The following is a 19,500-nucleotide window of genomic DNA, read 5'->3' as shown; positions in this document are numbered from 1 at the left end:
TGCAACTGAGATCAAGGGGATGGCGCGTAAGACCTCATTAACTTGTTCCACTTTGGGATAGAGACCGGCCGGGTGCAGCGCGGACGCAACACTGGATTTGAATTTGTTTTGAGCCAGCAGGCCTGCCTAGACAAAACCTTGGTTACGACAGACGCTAGCCGTGCATCACCACCGGACACGCAGATTCGAATTCGACTGGGGCGGGGGACAATGAAGTTTCTGACGGGGTTGCTTGCGGCGGTTCTCTTGATCGTGGGCATGGGGGCTTCTCACGCGGTGGTTCGGATCGCGGATGACCGCGGCGGCCGGATTGGAACCTACGTCGACAGATACCAGGACCTCAGGCAATCGGGCGAGACGGTCATCATCGACGGCCTCTGTGCCTCGGCCTGCACCATCGTTCTCGGTGCCATCCCGCACGACCGCATCTGCGTGACCTCGCATGCGACGCTGGGCTTCCACGCCGCCTGGGATTTCGGTGCCAACGGCCGCGCCGTCACCAATCCCGAAGCAACCCAGATGCTCTATGCGATGTATCCCTCGCAGGTGAGGCGCTGGATCGGCCAGCGGGGCGGCCTGACCCCGCGGATGCTCTTCCTGAGGGGCAAGCAGCTCGAGGCCATGTACAAGCCCTGCTACCTGGACGCGCAGGCTTCGACGGCCAAGCCGTCGCGCCGGTCGCTTCCGCAAGCGGAGCAGCTCGAATCCGCTCGGGGCCAGCTTCTTCGCTGACATCCGCAGCCTGACGGCGTCCTGTGGCGGCGCCGTCTTGCCCGCAGTCGGCGTAAACCCTATCTGAAAGCCAGGGAACCGGGGCCTTCGTCCCGATCGTTGTCATGGCTCAACCGCTGCACCCGGCACATCGGCTATCGGACAATTCGCCCACTGCCGGGCGGATGCCATCCGTGCTGCTGTGGACTGGCGCGGCAATCGGCGGTCTCGCCGTAATCGGCGCGCTGGCACTCTGGTTCCACTATGGCAGCCAGGTGTTCTTCGAAATGATCAGGACCGGCTTTGCCGCCTGCTTCTGACCTGCGACAGGAAGTTTTCCGCCCATGAGCTCCGCCACCCGCCCGCTGGTGATCGCGACCGCCTTCGCCGCAAGCCTCGTTGTCGGGCTGCTGATCATGTTCTGGATCATGGGCGGGGTCAGCAAGGTGGCACAGCCGGCCGCGATCGGCGGCCCGTTCCAGCTGACCGACCAGAACGGCAAGGCCGTTACCGACAAGAGCCTCAAGGGCAAGCCGACCCTGATCTTCTTCGGCTACACCCATTGCCCCGACGTCTGCCCGACCTCGCTGTTCGAGATCTCGGAAGTGCTGCGCGCACTGGGCAAGGACGCCGACAAGGTCAACGCCGTCTTCATCTCGGTCGATCCCGAGCGCGACACGCCGGCGACGATGAAGGATTACCTGTCGAGCTTCGATCCGCACCTCCAGGGCCTGTCCGGCGACCCCGCCGAGACCGCCAAGGTCATCACCTCCTACCGGGTCTATGCCAAGAAGGTCCCGACCAAGGATGGCGATTACACCATGGACCACACCGCGCTGATCTACCTGATGGACCGCGACGGCAGGTTCGTCTCGCCGTTCAATTTGAAGCGGACGCCGGAAGAGGCGGCGGTTGACTTGAAGAAGTATCTTTGAAGGCCCGATTTTGGGCGCAGTGCTTCCACATCGTCATGGCCGGGCTTGACCCGGCCATCCACGTTCTCGGGCCAGGCGCGAAAGTTCGTGGATGCCCGGGACAGGCCCGGGCATGACGAGCGAGAGACCTTCGCCTTGCCCCCCATTCCACGCTCGCGTTCCTGGGCGGATGGTCTATAAGGCCCTCTGATCCCGACGAAATTCATTCCTTCGGCCGATGGCTCCATCGCAACAGGCGAAATCGTTCAAATCTGTCCGTGGCTTGCTGGCAGGGCTGGCTGCCGGCCTTTGCCTGCTCGGCGGCCTCACCGAGGCGAACGCGCAAGCGCCCGCCAAGCGACCGCCGGCAGCACCTCAGGCCCCCCCGCAAACCGTGCCCCAGGCCGCCCCGCAGGCCGTGCCCGGGTTCTGGGACCCGCGCCGGCGGCCGGAGCGACCGGACCTGTCGCGCCTGACCGTGATCCGTTTCCTGACCGAGACCGATTATCCGCCGTTCAACTTCACCGGCGCCGACGGCAATCCGGCCGGCTTCAACGTCGACCTTGCCCGCGCGCTCTGCGAGGAGATCAAGGTCACTTGCACGGTGCAGATGCGGCGTTTCGAGACGTTGGTGGATGCGCTCACCTCCAACCGGGGCGATGCCATCATCGCCTCCATGGCGGTGAGCCCGCAGCTGCGCGCCCGCGTCGACTTCACCGATCCCTATTACCGTGTGCCGGCGCGCTTCGTCTCGCGCAAGGATGCGGTGATGCCGGAGATCCGTCCCGAATATCTCGAAGGCAAGAAGGTCGGCGTCATCGCCGGCTCCGCGCACGAGGCGTATCTGAAGGCGATGTTCACCGACGCCGAGCTGCGTGCCTATCCCAGTGACGATGCGATGCGCGCAGCTCTGCGCAAGGGCGAGGTCGACTTCATTTTCGGCGACGCCATCTCGCTGGCGTTCTGGATCAACGGCACGGATTCGGCCGATTGCTGCGCCTTCTCCGGCGGTCCCTTCGTCGAGAGCCGTTTCTTCGGCGAGGGCATCGGCATCGCCGTGCGCAAGGGCAATGACGTGCTGCGCCAGGCCCTGAACTGGGCGATGTTCCGGATCTGGGAAAAAGGCCGCTATACCGATCTCTGGCTGCGGTATTTCTCGGTGAGTCCGTTCTGATCTTTCGCCTCTCCCCGCCTGCGGCATGGAGAGGGGGACGTGGATATCATCACGCGCACGCCCGTTCACCACGCCCGAAATTCCCGGTCCCGCCCGCCGGCGAATTCCGCTATTGAGGGACGCGGCAATCGTTCCGTCCTTTCGCGAGCATTCCGCGTTCGTCGATCCGTCTCGCCGGTGCGTGGTTCAATGCAGCTTTACCTCCCGATCGCCGATCTTCCGGTCAACGTCTTCCTGGTGCTCGCCATGGGCGCGGCGGTCGGCTTCGTCTCCGGCATGTTCGGCATCGGCGGCGGCTTCCTGATGACGCCGCTTTTGATCTTCATCGGCATCACGCCGGCGGTCGCGGTCGCCTCCGTGGCGAGCCACATCGCCGCCTCCTCCTTTTCCGGCGCGCTCTCCTATTGGCGGCGGCGCGCGATCGATCCGGCGCTGGCGAGCGTCTTGTTATGCGGCGGCGTGACCGGCACGACGCTCGGCGTCTGGACCTTCACCCAGCTGCGCGCGCTCGGCCAGCTCGACCTGATGATCGCGCTCTCCTACGTCGTGCTGCTCACCACGGTCGGCAGCCTGATGTTCTCGGAAGGATTGCGCGCCTTGATGCGGACCCGGCGCGGCGCGCTTCCGCCGCGCCGCACCCACAACTGGATCCACGGCCTGCCGCTGAAGATGCGGTTCAAGCGCTCGAAGATCTATCTCTCTGTCATCCCCGTGGTGATCGTCGGCATCATGATCGGTTTCATCGGCGCCATCATGGGAATCGGCGGCGGCTTCATCCTGGTGCCGATCATGATCTATCTCTTGAGGGTGCCGACCTCGACGGTGATCGGGACCTCGATGGTGTTGACGCTGGTCACCATGCTGTTCGCGACCATGCTGCACGCGGTGACCAATCACCTGGTCGATGCCGTGCTGGCGCTGATCCTGATGGTCGGCGGCGTCACCGGCGCGCAGTTCGGCGCCCGTGCCGGCCAGAAGATCCGCGGCGAGCAGCTGCGGCTGCTGTTGGGGTTGCTCATCCTCTCGGTCGGCGTCCGCTTCGCCATTGAGCTGGTGATCCAGCCCTCCGATCTCTTCACCATCCGTGAGCTCGGAGTGAGCGGATGAGGCGCACGTTCCTCGCCATCGTCCTCGTTCTGTTGTTCGGCGGCGCCGCGCGGGCCGAGCGGCTGATCGTGTCGGTCTCGAACCACCGCGTCACGGTGACGCCGAACTATTCCGGCGAGGAGCTGGTGCTGTTCGGCTCGGTCGAGAAGGATGCGACGACGTCCGCCGACCGCACGGCCTACGATCTCGTCGTCACCGTGATGGGTCCGCGCGCCGACATGGTGACGCGGCGGAAGGAGCGTACCTTCGGCATCTGGATCAACACCGACTACCGGCAGTTCCTGCAGGTGCCGAGCTATCTCGCGCTGTTCGCCAACCGCCCGTTCGACGCCATCACCTCGCCCGAGATCGCGCGGCGGCAGCAGATCGGGCTCAACAACGTGCTGCTGACCCAGCGGGTCAGCGGCGACTTTGCCGACGTAGTGCCGAACGATGCGTTCCGCTCGGCCTTCATTCGCCTGCGCACCCAGCGCGGGCTCTATCGCGAGGATGGAAGCGCGGTGACGTTCCTGACGCCGACGCTGTTCCGCACCGGCATTCCGCTGCCCGCGGAGGTGCCGATCGGCACCTATGAGATCGAGATCAAGCTGTTCGCCAACGGTGCATTCATCGGCAAGACCGAGACGGCGTTCGAGATCGTCAAGGTCGGCTTCGAGCAGTTCGTCGCGACCACCGCCCGGCAGAACGGCCTGATCTATGGCCTCGCCACGGTTGCGATGGCACTGATGACGGGGTGGATGGCCTCGATCGTGTTCAGGAAGGACTGAGTAGCGCACTCCAGGGCGTCACTCTCTCCTCTCGTCATCGCCCGGCTCGACCGGGCGAGGCGAGCTATCCGACGAAGCCGCCCTGCTCACGCCGCCGCCTTCTGCCGCGTCACCAGATAGATGCCGAGCGCGACCGGAATGATGCCGAGCAGGTCGCGCGCCTCGATGTGCTCGCCGAGCACGAGGAACGCGAACAGCATGCCGAGCGGCGGCATCAGGAAATGATAGGCGCTGGCGGCGGTGGCACCACACACCTTCAAGAGATGAAACCAGAGCCAAGAAGCGAGGATCGAGCCGCCGAGTACGAGGAAGGCGAAGGCGCCGATCAGGCCCGGCGTATAGTCGATCGCGTCGACATCGGCGAAAACGAGCGCGATCGGCGTCAGCACGATGCCGGCGGCGAGGTTCTGCACGCCGTTGCCGATCCACAGGGACCCCTTCGGCGCCAGCAGCTTGAACAGGATCGTGCCGGCGACGATCGAGGCGAGCGAGGCCAGCGTGAAGACGATGCCGTGCAGCGAATCGGTGCCGACCGAGAGGCGATGCCAGACGATTGCCGTCACACCGATGATCCCGAGCAACAGGCCGGTCGCCTTGCGCCAGGTCATGCCTTCCCCGAGCAGAAGCGCGGCAAGGCCCGCGGTGAACACCGGATTGGCCGACACAATCAGGCCGCCGAGACCGGCCGAGACGGATTGCAGGCCGGTATAGCCGAGCCCGAGATAGAGCGCGTTGTTGGCGATGCCGAGCACGGCGAAGATCGCGACATCGCGCCACGACAAGGACCAGGCTTCGCCGCGGATCAACGTGGCACCCAGGATCAGGATGCCCGCGAGCGAGAAGCGCGCCGCCAGCAGGATCAGCGGCGGGCAATGGGTGACGCCGATCTTGCCGGCGATGAAGGCATAGCTCCAGAGCAGGCAGAACACGCCGATGGCGAGCGGCAGCGTGTTGAAGCGGCTGCGAGGGACGGGCAGCGAGGGGGCGAGGGACATGAGGGCCTTCTCGGATGTTTTTTCTTCTGGGCCCTCGATCTAGGGATGCCGCTTGTCATTTGGAAATTAAATGATTAACTCGATACAAGTGGATTTTCGAATGGAGGCGGCCATGCTCGATCTCGAGCTGCTGCGCAGCTTCGTCTCGGTGGTCGAGGCCGGCGGCTTCACCCGCGCCGGCGAGCGGGTCCACCGCACGCAATCGACCGTGAGCCAGCAGATCAAGCGGCTGGAGGAGGATGTCGGTCAGGTGCTCCTGCACCGCGACGGCAAGGAGGTGCGGCCGACCGAGGCCGGCGAGCGGCTGCTCTCCTATGCGCGGCGGCTGCTGTCGCTCGCCGAGGAGGCGCGCGACGTGTTGCGCCAGCCTGATAGCAAAGGCGCGATCCGGCTCGGCATCCCCGAGGACTTTGCAGCCTACCGCTTGGCAAAATTGCTGGGCGCGTTCTCGCGCTCGCATCCGGGGTTGCGGCTCGACGTGCGCGCCGACCAGAGCAAGCATCTCGCGCGCGATCTCGAGCGCGGCGAGCTCGACCTTGCGCTCTACAAGCGCGAGGCCGGGGCAAAGGACGCGATCGCAGTATGGCCGGAGCGGGTGCACTGGGTCACCAGCAAGAGCCATCCGGTCGATGTCGACGTCCCCTCGGTGCCGCTGATCGGCTTTCCGCTCGGCTGCATCTATCGCGCCGGCGCCATCCACGCGCTGGAAAGCGCGGGCCGCGCCTGGCACACCGCCTACACCTCATCGAGCCTCGCCGGCATCCAGGCCGCGGTCGCCGCCGGCATGGGCCTCAGCATCCTGTCGGAGATGGCGATCCAGTCCGATCACCGCGTGCTGACTGCAAAGGACGGCTTTGCGCCGATCAACAAGACCGAGGTTGCACTGATGGCTTCGCCGGATGCGAGCCCGGCGACGCTGCGGCTTGCGGACCGTCTCGCGGAGTTTTGCGATGCGGTGCAGAGCAAGGCGGCTTGAGCTCGCCAAAGCTCCGACGGCTCTCAATTTGCTGCGGACATCAATTTGTCACCGCACGCGCTTGCGTAGAACTTGCCGCCGCATTGGCGCTTGATCGCAGCGCAGCGGACTGCGGACGACGCATTCTGCGGCACCGTGAAGCCGCAGCTGAGGCCGTCGGCGCTGCGACCGGTCTTGCCGCCGGCAAACGCCGCGCTGGTGGCGCTGATGCAGACGACGAGCAAGGCCGCGGTGGCGATTTCGATCAGCAGTCTCACGGGTCGTCTCCTCCACACTGATGGCTGAATCTTTCGTAATCTAGCACCGAATCCGGCTTTCTCCGTGCTCCTCCGGGTTCCCAACTCGGCCCGTTCCTTGCATAATTTTTCGCCAGCGCAGTGCACGGCCACGCGGGCGACAGTTCCGGTGCAAGGGCAGGACGCGTAGAGTGAGAGTTCTTTCGACCTAGGAAGTGACGGCTTTGCAGGATTCATCGTTCCAGCCCAGTTTTCCGGCCCCCGGGCAGCCCATCGACGAACTCGCGCTGGCCGAGATCAAGGGCGCAATCCTGGCGAAGCTGCGCCTTGCCATCGGCAAGGACGCCGGCATGGCGACCAGGCACGATTGGTATCAGGCCGCGGCGCTCGCGCTGCGTGACCGCATCGTGCATCGCTGGCTCACGGCCGAGAAGCACAGCTACGACGCGGGCCGCAAGCGCGTCTATTATCTCTCGCTCGAATTCTTGATCGGCCGGCTCTTCACCGACGCGCTCAACAACATGGGCCTCCTGCAGATCTTCGAGGTCGCGCTCGGCGATCTCGGCGTCTCGCTGCCGGAGCTGCGCAAATGCGAGCCGGATGCGGCGCTCGGCAATGGCGGCCTCGGCCGGCTTGCCGCCTGCTTCATGGAGAGCATGGCGACGCTATCGATCCCCGCGATCGGCTACGGCATCCGCTACGATTACGGCCTGTTCCGCCAGATCATCAATCAGGGCTGGCAGCAGGAATATCCCGATGAATGGCTGAGCTTCGGCAACCCCTGGGAATTGCAGCGGCCCGAGGTGATCTACGACGTCTTTTTCGGCGGCGGCGTCGAGCATGTCGACGACAAGGGCCGCGACCGCGCGATCTGGCATCCTGCCGAGATCGTGCAGGCGATCGCCTATGACACGCCGATCGTCGGCTGGCGCGGCCAGCACGTCAACGCGCTGCGGCTGTGGTCGGCGCGCTCGCCCGATCCGCTCAAGCTCGACGCCTTCAACAAGGGCGATTACGTCAGCGCCAGCGCCGAGCAGGCGCGCGCGGAGGCGATCTGCAAATTCCTCTATCCGAACGACGAGAGTCCGGCAGGCCGCGAGCTGCGGCTGCGCCAGGAATATTTCTTCGTCTCCGCCTCGCTCCAGGACCTGGTGAAGCGGCACCTCGCCTCCGACGGCCAGCTGCGTAGTCTCGCCGGCAAGGTCGCGGTGCAGCTCAACGACACCCATCCGAGCCTTGCCGTCACCGAGCTGATGCGCATCCTCGTCGACCTCCACAATTTCCGCTGGGACGAGGCCTGGAAGATCACCGTCGCCACCCTCTCCTACACCAACCACACGCTGCTGCCGGAGGCGTTGGAGACCTGGCCGGTCGAGCTGTTCGAGCGGCTGCTGCCGCGGCATCTGGAGATCATCTACCGCATCAACGTGCAGCATCTGGCGCTCGCCGAAGCGCGCTGCCCCGGCGATATCGACTTCCGCGCCTCGGTCTCGCTGATCGACGAGAAGAGCGGCCGCCGCGTGCGCATGGGCCAGCTCGCCTTCGTCGGCTCGCATCGCATCAACGGCGTCTCGGCGATGCATTCGGACCTGATGCGCGAGACCGTGTTCCACGACCTCAACCATCTCTATCCCGGCCGCATCACCAACAAGACCAACGGCATCACCTTCCGCCGCTGGCTGATGCTGGCGAACCCGAAGCTGACCGATTTATTGCGCGAGACCTGCGGCGAGGCCGTGCTCGACGATCCGACCCAGCTCTCGCTGATCGAGGCGCGCGCCAGCGACGTCGAGTTCCAGAAGAAATTCCGCAGCGTCAAGCACCACAACAAGGCCCAGCTCGCCCGCCTGATCGGCGAACGGCTCGGCATCAGGGTCGACCCGGGCGCATTGTTCGACGTGCAGATCAAGCGCATCCACGAGTACAAGCGCCAGCTGCTCAACGTCATCGAGACGGTCGCGCTGTACCAGGCGATCAAGGACGAGCCCAACGGCAATTGGGTGCCGCGGGTGAAGATCTTCGCCGGCAAGGCGGCGGCGAGCTATCGCTACGCCAAGCTGATCGTCAAGCTGATCAACGACGTCGCCGACATCGTCAACAACGATCCCGCGATCGGCGGCAAGCTCAAGGTCGTGTTCCTGCCCGACTACAATGTCAGCCTCGCCGAGGTGATCATTCCCGCCGCCGATCTGTCCGAGCAGATCTCCACCGCCGGCATGGAAGCCTCCGGTACCGGCAACATGAAGCTGGCGCTGAACGGCGCCATCACCATCGGCACGCTGGACGGCGCCAATATCGAGATCCGAGACCATGTCGGCGCGGAGAACATCGCGATCTTCGGCATGGAGGCCGGCGACGTCATGATCCGGCGCAAGCAGGGGCTGGATGCCTCGGACGTGATCCGCAGGTCGCCGAAGCTGCAGCGCGCCATCAACGCGATCGGCGCCGGCGAGTTCTCGCCCGGCGATCCCGGCCGCTTCGAATCCATCGCGCATGCGCTGCGCTATCTCGACCATTACATGGTCAGCGCCGATTTCGATTCCTATTACGAGGCGCAGCGCGCGGTCGATGCGCGCTGGCAGGTCACGCCGGCCTGGACGCGCGCCTCCATCCTCAATGTCGCGCGCATGGCCTGGTTCTCGTCGGACCGGACCATCCGCGAATATGCCGAGGAGATCTGGAACGTGCCGGTCAATCCGACCACGCCGCTGCTGCCGAACCTGCGCGACGCCGCGGGCTGATTTTCCGCGGCGTGGAAGCGGCTACGTCTGAGGTAATTGCACACACCGGCGCCGGACGTGATATGACGTCCGTCATTGAAAGCCGGATGAAACAATGCACGCCAAGCTTCCGCATCCCTTCGACGACGCCACGCGCATCACCGCCGGTGACTCGAGCTGGCAGGGACACACCAGCGACGATTACTGGGCCTTTGTCGGCCCGTTCGGCGGCGCCACCGCCGCGACGATCCTGCGTGCGCTGATCGAGCATCCGCAAGCGGCCGGCGATCCGCTTGCCGTCACCGTCAATTATTGCGCGCCGATCGCCAAGGGCCCGTTCGATCTCGACGTGCGGCTGGTCAAAGCCAACCGCTCCAGCCAGCACTGGGGCGTCGAGCTCAGCCAGGGCGGCGAGGTCGCGACGCTCGCCACCGCAGTGTTCGCCGAGCGCAGGCCGTCCTGGGAGCACAGGGTGGCGCAATATCCGGATGCGAAGCCGTTCGAGGAGACGCTGCCATTCCCGAAGATCTCGGCATCGTGGGCCAATCAGTACGAATTCCGCTTCGTCGAGGGCGAGATGCGGATGGGCCCGCCGCAGGCCGAGCCCGCCAGCACCTATTCGAAGATCTGGATCAGCGACCGCACGCCGCGCCAGCTCGACATGCTGTCGCTGATGTCGATGTCGGACGCCTTCTTCGGCCGCATTTTCCACGCCCGGCGCGAGCTGGTGCCGTTCGGCACGGTGTCGCTGACGACGTATTTCCACACCGACGCCGAGGAGCTCGCGGCTGAAGACATCACGCGCGTGCTCGCGACGGCCGATTCGAAGATCATGCACAAGAGCTACGCCGATCAGAACGCCGAGCTGTGGTCTCCGAACGGAAGGCTGCTCGCGACCACGACGCAGATTGCGTATTTCAAGGCCTAGCTTTCTTACCCTCTCCCCTTGTGGGAGAGGGTGGCTCGTCGCGAAGCGACGAGACGGGTGAGGGGTTCTCTCCGCAGGCACATCTCTCGCTGACTTTGCGGAGAGAACCCCTCATCCGGCGCCATAGCCGAAGCTTCGCTTCGGCGTTCTGTTAAGGACGGCGGCCGAAGGCCGCCTATGCCACCTTCTCCCACAAGGGAGAAGGAAAGAAAAAAGGGCGGCCTCTCGGCCGCCCTTTTGCATTTCATACGAGAGAGCTTTACTCCGCCGCGAGTTTCACATCCGGCGCTGCGGCGCGCACTTCGGCGTCGACCTGAGCTTCGAACTTGGCGAAGTTCTTCTGGAACATGCCGACCAGCGCGCGCGCGGTCTTGTCGAACTCGTCCTTGTCCTTCCAGGTATTGACCGGGTTGAGGATCTCGCTGGGCACGCCCGGCAGCGCGGTCGGGACCGCGAAGCCGAAATACTTGTCGGTGCGGAATTCGACGTTGCGAAGCGAGCCGTCGAGCGCGGCGGTGAGCAGCGCGCGGGTCACCTTGATCGGCATGCGCGAGCCGACGCCATACTTGCCGCCGGTCCACCCCGTATTGACCAGCCAGCAATCGACATTGTGCTGGGCGATGAGGTCGCGCAGCATGTTGCCGTAGACGGATGGATCGAGCGGCAGGAAGGGCGAGCCGAAGCAGGTCGAGAATTCCGGCTGCGGCTCGTTGCCGAGACCGCGCTCGGTGCCGGCGACCTTGGCGGTGTAGCCGGACAGGAAATGATACATCGCCTGCGCCGGTGAGAGCTTGGCGATCGGCGGCAGCACGCCGAAGGCGTCGGCAGCCAGCATCACGACGTTCTTCGGCTGCGGCGCGCGGCCGGTGCGCGAGGCGTTCGGGATGAAGTCGAGCGGATAGGCCGAACGCGTGTTCTCGGTCTTGGAGCCGTCGTCGAAATCGACCACGCGCGTATCCTCGTCGAGCACGCAGTTCTCGAGCACCGCACCGAAGCGCGTCGACGCGGCAAAGATCTCGGGCTCGGCCTCCTTCGAGAGCTTGATGCACTTGGCATAGCAGCCGCCCTCGAAATTGAAGACGCCGTTCGGGCCCCAGCCGTGCTCGTCGTCGCCGATCAGGGTGCGGTTGGGATCGGCCGACAGCGTGGTCTTGCCGGTGCCCGACAGGCCGAAGAAGATCGCGGTGTCGCCCTTGGCGCCGACATTGGCCGAGCAGTGCATCGGCATCACGCCGCGCTCGGGCAGATAATAGTTCAGCGTCGTGAAGACCGACTTCTTCATCTCGCCGGCATAATAAGACCCGCCGATCAGGACGATCTTGCGGGCGAAATCGATCGCGACGACGTTCTCCGAGCGCACGCCGTGGCGTTTAGGATCGGCGCGGAAGCTCGGCATGTCGATGATGGTGAGCTCCGGCACGAAGGTCGACAACTCGATCGTCTCGGGGCGGATCAGCAGCGTGCGGATGAAGAGCGAGTGCCAGGCAAGCTCGGTGAACACGCGCGTCTTGATCCGGTAGGCCGGGTCGGCGCCGCCATAGAGGTCCTGCGCGAACAGGCGCTTGCCTTCGGCGTGCTTGAGGAAGTCCTGATAGAGCGTCTCGAACTGCTCTGCGGTGATCGACTGGTTGCCGGCCCACCACATCTTCTTGTCGGTGGTGGCGTCGCGCACCGTGAACTTGTCCTTCGGGCTGCGCCCGGTGAACTCGCCGGTGTCGGCGCAAAGCGCGCCATCGGCGGACAGCACCGCCTCGCCCGCGGCGAGCGAGTATTGATAGAGTTGTGGCGCACCCAGGTTCCAGTGAACCTGCTTGAGATTCTTTAAGCCGAATTTGTCGGCGCCGAAGGCACCGTTGCGCACGCCCGTCTCTTGCACGAAAAAATCCTCCTAGAACCCGCGACATCAAGCGCGGCCAAGTTTGGCGCCGTCGCGATCACCGTGAATATGGGCTGTTCGGCCTCGGCTGAACGACCTAATACTGATGAACGCTGGCGTTGCCAAGCTGATCCCGCAGGATTTGGTTTATTCAAGGACCGCGCCAAACGTCGCGCATGTCAGCTCTGAATGGCCGCATCGAGAAAAGTGCGGATGATCGCGCAACCAAATGCACGTTTGCGCGTTATGTCAGGTTATTGCGACGCACAATCGCTGCGCCAATGCCCTATCTTACCTCACCCTCGCCGATCAGCGCGAACGGCCCCCACATCGCGGGATAAGCGTTGCGTGGCGACGAGGCGTCGTCGAGATAGGTTATCATCGCGCGGCGTAAAGCTTCGGCACGACCGAGCTTCGGTTCGTTCTTGAGCAGCTCGAACGTCGATGTGGTCAAGCGGGTTGCAGCCTCCGAATCCACGGCCCAATGCGATACCAAGAGCGCGCGGGCGCCTGCGTAGAAGAACGAACGCGCCAATCCCGACAACGCTTCGGCACCGGGCTTGTCGCCGGCGATGGTGTTGCAGGCGGACAGCACAACCCAATCGGCATTGAGCTTGAGCTGGGCCACTTCGCTCGCGGTGAGAAGACCATCGTCGAGCTCCGTCGGCTGGTCGGGGATGGAGAGCGCAAGCGACGGCTCCCCCAATCCCTTGACGTCGCCGGCAACGAGGCCGTGGGTGGCAAAGTAGATGATGCCGTATTGGGCAAGCGCTGCACGCTTGAGCGTCGTTTCGCTGGCGTCGCGGCCGAGATGGATATCGGCCTCAGCCGCGCCGACGTCCCTCGCCACCGCGTTCAATTCATCGGCCGTATCGGGCAGTTGCGGCAGTGCCTGTGCTAGCCGCGCACGATCCACGCCTGCGCCGCGCCAGAAGTCGGCATATGCGATCGTCGCGATGCTGCGTGCGACGACCTTGCCGCTCGCGGCGCGCCGGTCGGCAGGTCCTTCGGCCGCAGGGTTGAACACGGGATCGCCGAAACCGGTCATCGGCTTGATGCTTTGATCCGTGCGGGCAAAAGCGCGCAGCGATTTTAGGCTGATCACCGACGGCATCACCGAGACGGCTTGACGCCGCAGCAGCCAGGCAGCACTGCGATAGCCTTCGAGCTTATCCGGGATCGCAGCCGGCGGCTTCTCCGTGACCAGCAGATGAAACGGCAATGCGGTCAGCGCCGCCGACGGCACCACCAGCAAATTGCGCTTGTCCTTGGTCAGCGCCTCGACCGGGCCGAGCAGCGCGATATAGAGCTCATTGGCGAGCCCGAGGTCGAACAATCCCGATTTGCCGGAGGCATCGCGCGCCTTGCCGACATCGAGCCCCCTGCGGAAGGCCGTGACCTTCTGTGTGACCGCGTCCGCTTCGAGCGGAATCTCCTTCCAGTCGACGCGCTCGCGCGTGATCGCGACGACATAGCTCCGCCTGTCGACGACGGAATAGATCACCATCGCCTCGTCGGAGGCCAGCAGCGGCTGGATGTCCCTCACGGTCAGCGGCAGCGGGTTGGAGAGCGAGGAATAGTCGGGAAACTCGACCGCGAGCGTCTTCTGCAATCCGTTGCGCGCGCTCGCGATCGCCGCGATCCGCGCGCGGCTGCGCTGCTCGGCCGCGACGTCACGCTGGCCCGATGGCTTCGACACCGCAGCGATGATCGCCTTGTCGAGCGCTTCGGACTCGGCCGCGAGATCCTGATCCTTGCGCACGAGCTCGGCGAGCCGGTCGCTGCCGGCGGCGAGCCGCACCGCGAGCTTGTTCACGGCGGAGGCCGCAGAGGATTGCGTGCCGCGCTGGATCGCACCGAGCGCATCGTCGAGCGCCTTCTCGCTCGCGAGCAGCGATTGCTGCCGTGCCGCGAACAGGATCGGCAGCACGACACGGAGCTGCGCACGGTTGGCCGCGAGCGTCTTCTGCGCGAACGGCAAGGCGTCCGCCGTCCGCCCGGTCGCCTGCAGGAAATCGGCGAGATTGCTCGTCGAGGTCGCGACATCAGGGTGATCGGGCCCCAGCGCATGCTCGCGGATCGCCAGCGCGCGGCGATACAGCGGCTCGGCATCGGCATGACGCTGCTGGTGCTGATAGAGCCCGGCGAGATTGTTGAGCGAGCGCGCGACGTCGGGGTGGTCCGGCCCCAGCACCTTTTCGCGGATTGCGAGCGAGCGCTTGATCGGCGCTTCGGCATCGGCGTCGCGATCGAGGTCGCGCTCGACCTGTCCGATGTTGTTCAGGACCGTGGCAACCGCGGGATGCTCGGGCCCGGCAGCTTTCTGATAGATCGCGAGCGCACGCCGGAACAGCGGCTCGGCATCGGCAAAGCGCTCCTGCTTCACATAGAGCGTGGCGAGATTGTTGAGGGCCCGGCCGACATCGGGATGCTCGCGCGACATGCTCTTTTCGCTGACGGCGAGCGCGCGCTTGAACAGCGGCTCGGCTTCAGTGAAGCGGCCCTGCCGCTGATACAGCGCGGCGAGATTGGTCAGCTCGGGCGAGATCAAGGCGGTGTCGAGGCCGAGCGACTTTTCCATCAGCGCGATCGCGCGCTTGTAGACCGGCTCGGCCAGATCGTCGCGGCCCTGCCCGGCATAGACCTGGCCGAGATTGTTGAGGGCCGCGGAGAGCTCGCGCCCGTCATTGCCCTTTTCCAGGCTCGCGACCATGGCCTGCGCCAGGGGCAGCGCTTCCGCATATTTGCCGGCCTGGTTGAGCGCGTTGATCCGCGCCCCCTGTGCGGCGAGATCGCCCTTCTGCGAGAGGGCCGGGGTCACAAGCAAGGTGGTGATGGCGAGCGCCAGACCCGCCGTCCATGCCAAACGTTGACGCGTCATGACCCCTCTCGCTGCGAACCCGAAAACCGTCACGGTCATGGGTCGCGGCGATCGGTAGCGGCGTTCAAGCGGTTGCGCCCTGGTCCATCCTTGTGCGCGCTTCGCCAGCGAGGCGGACCAGCATCTTGCGCAAGCCCGTGCCATCCGTGACCCGCTCCGGGAAGTCCAGCCGCAGCGCGACCTGGCCGTCCTGCAGGTCGAGGCCTTCAGGGTCACAGCCGGTACAGCGCCAGTCGCCCTCGGCGGCGCCGAGCAGCTTCGTTGCATAGAGATTCAGGGCATCGCGATGGTCGGCGTTCATGTGCTCGACGGCGCTCGCCTCCGCCGCCAGCAGGTCCTCGGCGCCGGTGAGGTCGGTCAGGAATTGCTCGGGCTTGAGGTCGACGATGCGGCCGAAGCCGGCGACCAGATGGGTTCCCGTGGGCCGGATCCGGAAGAAGGAGAAATCCTTAAAGGAAACAAAGCCTTCCGCTGAGGGATGGGCACTAAGATACCGTCGCTGGAGCAGATCCTTGTCGGAATCGGCCTCCTCGGCCCGGCCCGACAGCATGATCCGGGCGCCTTCCAGGGGATCGCCGGCCACGCGCTCGTCCAGCATCAGTGAGACCCTGCAGTCCGCGAGGATGTTCCTGGTGTGCACGGCAAGGCGCGAGATCAGCAGGAGCGGCGAGCCATCGGGATGACTGGCGAGATTGACCAGGGAACAATAGGGATCGCCGCTGCCGGTCATCAGCGTCGCCAAGGCCCCCTGCCGGGACCGCCTCAGCAGCGATTTGGCGAGCTTTGCGGGGTCGAAATCGGGGGTCGGTTGCATGGGCTTTCTCAGCTCAGGTGGTTGCAAGGGGGGTCTTTTTTCGGCTAAACGGGGGTCCGGTTATGGGTCGAGATGCGGCGAATCTGCCGTGTTTCGTGGAACTTGGTCACACTTCAGCCCAGCTTGCATTGCTCGGTGACAAGGTTCGAACGCCACTTCGGCACCCATGTATGCGGCGCATCACTGGATCGCTCGCCGTTTCAAGCCACGACCCAAACGGAAAGCAGAAAGCAGAGAGGCTCATGCCCACAATCGCTTTGGTCGACGACGACCGCAACATTCTCACATCCGTCTCGATCGCGCTGGAAGCCGAAGGCTACCGTATCATGACCTACACCGACGGCGCCTCCGCGCTCGACGGTTTCCGTACCACCCAGCCCGATCTCGCCATCCTCGACATCAAGATGCCGCGCATGGACGGCATGGAGACGCTGCGCCGTCTCAGGCAGAAGTCCGACCTGCCGGTGATCTTCCTCACCTCCAAGGACGAGGAGATCGACGAGTTGTTCGGCCTCAAGATGGGCGCCGACGACTTCATCCGCAAACCGTTCTCGCAGCGTCTGCTGGTCGAGCGCGTCAAGGCGGTGCTGCGCCGCTCGGCGCCGAAGGACCCGACCGTCGCGCCAAAGGAGAACGACGCCAAGGCGCTCGACCGCGGCCTTTTGCGCATGGATCCGGAACGCCATACCTGCACCTGGAAGAACGAGCCGGTGACGCTCACCGTCACCGAATTCCTGATCCTGCAGGCGCTCGCGACCCGGCCCGGCGTGGTGAAGAGCCGCAACGCGCTGATGGACGCCGCCTATGACGACCAGGTCTATGTCGACGACCGCACAATCGACAGCCACATCAAGCGGCTGCGCAAGAAGTTCAAGGTGGTCGACAACGAGTTCGAGATGATCGAGACGCTCTACGGCGTCGGCTACCGTTTCAAGGAAGCCTGAGGCTCACCCGCCAAGGCGATCGAGAGCATCTCCCGGTTCTCGTTCCATCGGGACGAGGATCGCTCTAGGATGCGGGGACCTTCGCACGGGCCGTCCTAACGCGGGCGTAAGCATTGCTTGACCGAACGCAGCCTGACCCTAACCAGAGCGCCGGGGATCTCGCATCCGACGGCGTTCAGGAGCACGTTGCCGACGACAAGCCGCAGGGCTTCCGGCCGCTGAACTGGCTGAAACGCGCCGGGCAGTTCTTCTTCGCGCTGTCCTTCTCGAGCCTGACCCGCCGCATCGTCTCGCTCAACCTCGCCGGCCTCGTCGCGCTGGTGGCGAGCATCCTGTACCTGTCGCAATTCCGTGCCGGCCTGATCGACGCCCGCGCCCAGAGCCTCCTGGTCCAGGCCGAGATCATCGCCGGCGCGATCGCGGCCTCTGCCACGGTGCAGACCAACGCCATCACCATCGATCCCGACCGGCTGCTCGACCTCAAGCCGGGCGAGACCTATGGCGGCTCGGACGAGTATTCGCCGCTGGACTTCCCGATCAATCCGGAGCGCGTCGCGCCGGTGCTGCGCACCCTGATCTCGCCGACCAAGACGCGCGCCCGCATCTACGATCCGAACGGCAGCCTGCTGCTCGACAGCCGCAACCTCGAAAACGTGCTGCGCTTTCCCCTGCCGCCGCCGGCCGAGCAACCCGGCATCATCGAGCGCGGCAAGGTCGCCGTGCGCACCTGGCTGAACCGCGGCGACCTGCCGCTCTATCGCGAGCTCGGGCCCGAGAACGGCAATGGCTATGCCGAAGTGGGCGACGCCCTCCAGGGCCAGAAACGCTCGATGGTGCGGGTCAATGCGCGCGGCGAGGTGATCGTCTCGGTCGCGGTCCCCGTGCTGCGCTCGCGCGCGATCCATGGCGCCTTGATGCTGTCGACGCAAGGCGACGACATCGACCAGATGGTCACCGCCGAGCGCCTCGCCATCCTGAAGGTCGGCGGCGTCGCCGCCGCCGTCATGATCATGCTGTCGCTGCTGCTGGCGAGCACGATCGCAGGTCCCGTGCGCCGGCTCGCCGACAGCGCCGAGCGCGTCCGCCGCCGCATCAAGGCCCGCATCGAGATCCCCGATTTCACCCGCCGCCGCGACGAGATCGGCCACCTGTCCGGCGCGCTGCGCGACATGACGAGCGCGCTCTACAGCCGCATCGAGGCGATCGAGATGTTCGCCGCCGACGTTGCCCATGAATTGAAGAACCCGCTGACCTCGCTGCGCTCGGCGGTCGAGACGCTGCCGCTGGCGCGCAACGAGAACAGCCGCGCGCGCCTGCTCGAGGTGATCGAGCACGACGTCAAGCGGCTCGACCGGCTGATCTCCGACATCTCGGACGCCAGCCGCCTCGATGCCGAGCTGCAGCGCCAGGATGCGATCCCGGTCGATTTGCGCCGCCTGCTGACGACGCTGGCGTCCGTCGCCAACGAAACCAAGCTCGGCCACGACGTCGCGGTCGAGACGCGCTTCGAGGGCCGCAGCCCGACCGACACCTTCGCCGCGAGCGGCCACGATTCCCGGCTCGGACAGGTCGTCTCCAACCTGCTCTCGAACGCGCAATCCTTCTCCGAACGCGGCAGCAAGGTGCGCCTCACCTGCCGGCGCGTGCGCTCCGAGATCGAGATCGTGGTCGACGATGACGGCCCCGGCATTCGCGAGGACGCGCTGGAGCGCATCTTCGAGCGCTTCTACACCGACCGCCCGCATCAAGGCTTTGGCCAGAATTCCGGTCTCGGCCTGTCGATCTCGAAGCAGATCGTCGACGCTCATGGCGGACGGATCTGGGCGGAGAACCGTCCCGGCCCGCCGGACGCCGACGGCGCTCCGACAATTGCCGGTGCGCGCTTCGTTGTGAGGCTGCCGGCCCTATGAGTGACGGCGGGCCCAGCGTTCACGCCTCTGCCGTCAAGGTCGGGACTCTCGCCGTGCTGATCCGCGGGCCCTCGGGATCCGGCAAGTCGCGGCTTGCCTTTGATCTGATCATGGCCGGACGCTCGGGCGTTGTGGAAAGGGCCGTTCTGGTCGGTGATGACCGTGTCCATCTGGCGACACTCGGCCATGAAATTGAGGTCCGCCCCGCGCCTCGCCTGGCGGGCCTGATCGAAATCAGGGGCCTCGGAATCCGCCGCTGCGACTTCGTGGAGCATGCGACCGTCGGTCTCGTGGTCGATCTGGCGGCGGCGGATGCGGAGCGGCTGCCGCCGGCCGAAGCCCTGAAAACCCGCATTCTTGGTGTCGAAATACCGCGAATCCCTGTTGCCCGCGACTATTCGCCCCTTCCTCTGGTTGTTGCGGCCTTGACCACTACCAAGAGTTCATCTTCCGTTAACCCTTCTGGCGATTGTTTGAAGGGAAATGGTAACCATATGAACCCCACTATCGCGACCGAATAGACCGGCGCAGCTCCCCTCATCCATCC

The 19,500-nt window shown here is 65.1% G+C and carries 17 protein-coding genes; 12 read left to right on the top strand and 5 right to left on the bottom strand.

Annotation, left to right across the window (positions count from 1 at the left end):
• The first annotated feature begins 210 nt into the window (after positions 1 to 210).
• From N2604_RS04115 to N2604_RS04090, 6 genes are all read left to right on the top strand, one after another.
• Positions 211 to 732 (top strand): hypothetical protein, encoded by a 522-nt coding sequence (locus N2604_RS04115; protein ID WP_260373928.1) that lies wholly within the window; start codon positions 211 to 213, stop codon positions 730 to 732.
• A gap of 173 nt (positions 733 to 905) precedes the next feature.
• Complete coding sequence (locus N2604_RS39505; RefSeq protein ID WP_260373927.1) at positions 906 to 1,031, top strand: hypothetical protein; 126 nt, start codon at positions 906 to 908, stop codon at positions 1,029 to 1,031.
• 24 nt (positions 1,032 to 1,055) lie between these two features.
• A complete protein-coding gene (locus N2604_RS04105; protein ID WP_260373926.1) occupies positions 1,056 to 1,646 on the top strand; it encodes an SCO family protein in 591 nt (196 codons plus the stop codon).
• A gap of 217 nt (positions 1,647 to 1,863) precedes the next feature.
• On the top strand, positions 1,864 to 2,799 hold the full coding sequence (locus N2604_RS04100) for a transporter substrate-binding domain-containing protein (RefSeq protein ID WP_260373925.1): 936 nt from the start codon (positions 1,864 to 1,866) through the stop codon (positions 2,797 to 2,799).
• 189 nt (positions 2,800 to 2,988) lie between these two features.
• Positions 2,989 to 3,906, top strand: a complete 918-nt coding sequence (locus N2604_RS04095) for a sulfite exporter TauE/SafE family protein (RefSeq protein ID WP_260373924.1) — start codon at positions 2,989 to 2,991, stop codon at positions 3,904 to 3,906.
• Positions 3,903 to 4,673: a TIGR02186 family protein gene (locus N2604_RS04090; protein WP_260373923.1), complete on the top strand. Its 771-nt coding sequence runs from the start codon at positions 3,903 to 3,905 to the stop codon at positions 4,671 to 4,673. The genes N2604_RS04095 and N2604_RS04090 overlap by 4 nt, the downstream gene beginning before the upstream one ends.
• Before the next feature lie 86 nt (positions 4,674 to 4,759).
• On the opposite strand, the gene N2604_RS04085 is transcribed toward N2604_RS04090, so the two are convergent.
• On the bottom strand, positions 4,760 to 5,668 hold the full coding sequence (locus tag N2604_RS04085; RefSeq protein ID WP_260373922.1) for a DMT family transporter: 909 nt from the start codon (positions 5,666 to 5,668) through the stop codon (positions 4,760 to 4,762).
• 112 nt (positions 5,669 to 5,780) lie between these two features.
• Between N2604_RS04085 and N2604_RS04080 the strand changes: the two genes are divergently transcribed.
• A complete protein-coding gene (locus N2604_RS04080; RefSeq protein ID WP_260373921.1) occupies positions 5,781 to 6,644 on the top strand; it encodes a LysR family transcriptional regulator in 864 nt (287 codons plus the stop codon).
• Positions 6,645 to 6,667: 23 nt separating this feature from the next.
• Here N2604_RS04080 and N2604_RS04075 read toward each other — a convergent pair whose 3' ends face one another.
• Complete coding sequence (locus tag N2604_RS04075) at positions 6,668 to 6,901, bottom strand: hypothetical protein (RefSeq protein WP_260373920.1); 234 nt, start codon at positions 6,899 to 6,901, stop codon at positions 6,668 to 6,670.
• A gap of 203 nt (positions 6,902 to 7,104) precedes the next feature.
• Here N2604_RS04075 and N2604_RS04070 point away from each other — a divergent pair, with 203 nt between their 5' ends.
• Positions 7,105 to 9,621, top strand: a complete 2,517-nt coding sequence (locus N2604_RS04070; protein WP_260373919.1) for a glycogen/starch/alpha-glucan phosphorylase — start codon at positions 7,105 to 7,107, stop codon at positions 9,619 to 9,621.
• Positions 9,622 to 9,715: 94 nt separating this feature from the next.
• Positions 9,716 to 10,528: an acyl-CoA thioesterase II gene (locus tag N2604_RS04065; protein ID WP_260373918.1), complete on the top strand. Its 813-nt coding sequence runs from the start codon at positions 9,716 to 9,718 to the stop codon at positions 10,526 to 10,528.
• Between the two features lie 259 nt (positions 10,529 to 10,787).
• Here N2604_RS04065 and N2604_RS04060 read toward each other — a convergent pair whose 3' ends face one another.
• From N2604_RS04060 to N2604_RS04050, 3 genes are all read right to left on the bottom strand, one after another.
• Positions 10,788 to 12,404, bottom strand: a complete 1,617-nt coding sequence (locus N2604_RS04060; protein ID WP_260373917.1) for a phosphoenolpyruvate carboxykinase — start codon at positions 12,402 to 12,404, stop codon at positions 10,788 to 10,790.
• A 286-nt stretch (positions 12,405 to 12,690) separates the two neighbouring features.
• Positions 12,691 to 15,285: a CHAT domain-containing tetratricopeptide repeat protein gene (locus tag N2604_RS04055; RefSeq protein WP_260373916.1), complete on the bottom strand. Its 2,595-nt coding sequence runs from the start codon at positions 15,283 to 15,285 to the stop codon at positions 12,691 to 12,693.
• A gap of 64 nt (positions 15,286 to 15,349) precedes the next feature.
• Entirely contained in the window at positions 15,350 to 16,099 is a 750-nt protein-coding gene (locus tag N2604_RS04050) for a HugZ family protein (protein ID WP_260373915.1), read from the bottom strand.
• Between the two features lie 242 nt (positions 16,100 to 16,341).
• Between N2604_RS04050 and N2604_RS04045 the strand changes: the two genes are divergently transcribed.
• The 3 genes from N2604_RS04045 (at position 16,342) to N2604_RS04035 (ending at position 19,474) form a co-directional block, all read left to right on the top strand.
• Positions 16,342 to 17,043 (top strand): response regulator transcription factor, encoded by a 702-nt coding sequence (locus N2604_RS04045; protein ID WP_008542552.1) that lies wholly within the window; start codon positions 16,342 to 16,344, stop codon positions 17,041 to 17,043.
• A 113-nt stretch (positions 17,044 to 17,156) separates the two neighbouring features.
• The gene (locus N2604_RS04040; RefSeq protein WP_260373914.1) at positions 17,157 to 18,953 is read left to right on the top strand and encodes a sensor histidine kinase; all 1,797 of its coding nucleotides are present in this window, start codon (positions 17,157 to 17,159) and stop codon (positions 18,951 to 18,953) included.
• On the top strand, positions 18,950 to 19,474 hold the full coding sequence (locus N2604_RS04035; RefSeq protein WP_260373913.1) for an HPr kinase/phosphorylase: 525 nt from the start codon (positions 18,950 to 18,952) through the stop codon (positions 19,472 to 19,474). Before N2604_RS04040 ends, N2604_RS04035 begins: the two co-directional genes overlap by 4 nt.
• Positions 19,475 to 19,500: the final 26 nt, after the last annotated feature.

Source organism: Bradyrhizobium sp. CB1015 (assembly GCF_025200925.1).
GTDB lineage: Bacteria > Pseudomonadota > Alphaproteobacteria > Rhizobiales > Xanthobacteraceae > Bradyrhizobium.
The sequence above is the reverse complement of the archived record's forward strand: the minus strand, read 5'-3'. Positions and strand labels throughout refer to the sequence as shown.

Bases quoted from the DNA above. Each gene is read 5' to 3' on its own strand.
- N2604_RS04115 (WP_260373928.1), top strand. From the start codon at position 211: ATGAAGTTTCTGACGGGGTTGCTTGCGGCGGTTCTCTTGATCGTGGGC.
- N2604_RS04105 (WP_260373926.1), top strand. From the start codon at position 1,056: ATGAGCTCCGCCACCCGCCCGCTGGTGATCGCGACCGCCTTCGCCGCA.
- N2604_RS04100 (WP_260373925.1), top strand. From the start codon at position 1,864: ATGGCTCCATCGCAACAGGCGAAATCGTTCAAATCTGTCCGTGGCTTG.
- N2604_RS04095 (WP_260373924.1), top strand. From the start codon at position 2,989: ATGCAGCTTTACCTCCCGATCGCCGATCTTCCGGTCAACGTCTTCCTG.
- N2604_RS04090 (WP_260373923.1), top strand. From the start codon at position 3,903: ATGAGGCGCACGTTCCTCGCCATCGTCCTCGTTCTGTTGTTCGGCGGC.
- N2604_RS04085 (WP_260373922.1), bottom strand. From the start codon at position 5,668: ATGTCCCTCGCCCCCTCGCTGCCCGTCCCTCGCAGCCGCTTCAACACG.
- N2604_RS04080 (WP_260373921.1), top strand. From the start codon at position 5,781: ATGCTCGATCTCGAGCTGCTGCGCAGCTTCGTCTCGGTGGTCGAGGCC.
- N2604_RS04065 (WP_260373918.1), top strand. From the start codon at position 9,716: ATGCACGCCAAGCTTCCGCATCCCTTCGACGACGCCACGCGCATCACC.
- N2604_RS04055 (WP_260373916.1), bottom strand. From the start codon at position 15,285: ATGACGCGTCAACGTTTGGCATGGACGGCGGGTCTGGCGCTCGCCATC.
- N2604_RS04050 (WP_260373915.1), bottom strand. From the start codon at position 16,099: ATGCAACCGACCCCCGATTTCGACCCCGCAAAGCTCGCCAAATCGCTG.
- N2604_RS04045 (WP_008542552.1), top strand. From the start codon at position 16,342: ATGCCCACAATCGCTTTGGTCGACGACGACCGCAACATTCTCACATCC.
- N2604_RS04035 (WP_260373913.1), top strand. From the start codon at position 18,950: ATGAGTGACGGCGGGCCCAGCGTTCACGCCTCTGCCGTCAAGGTCGGG.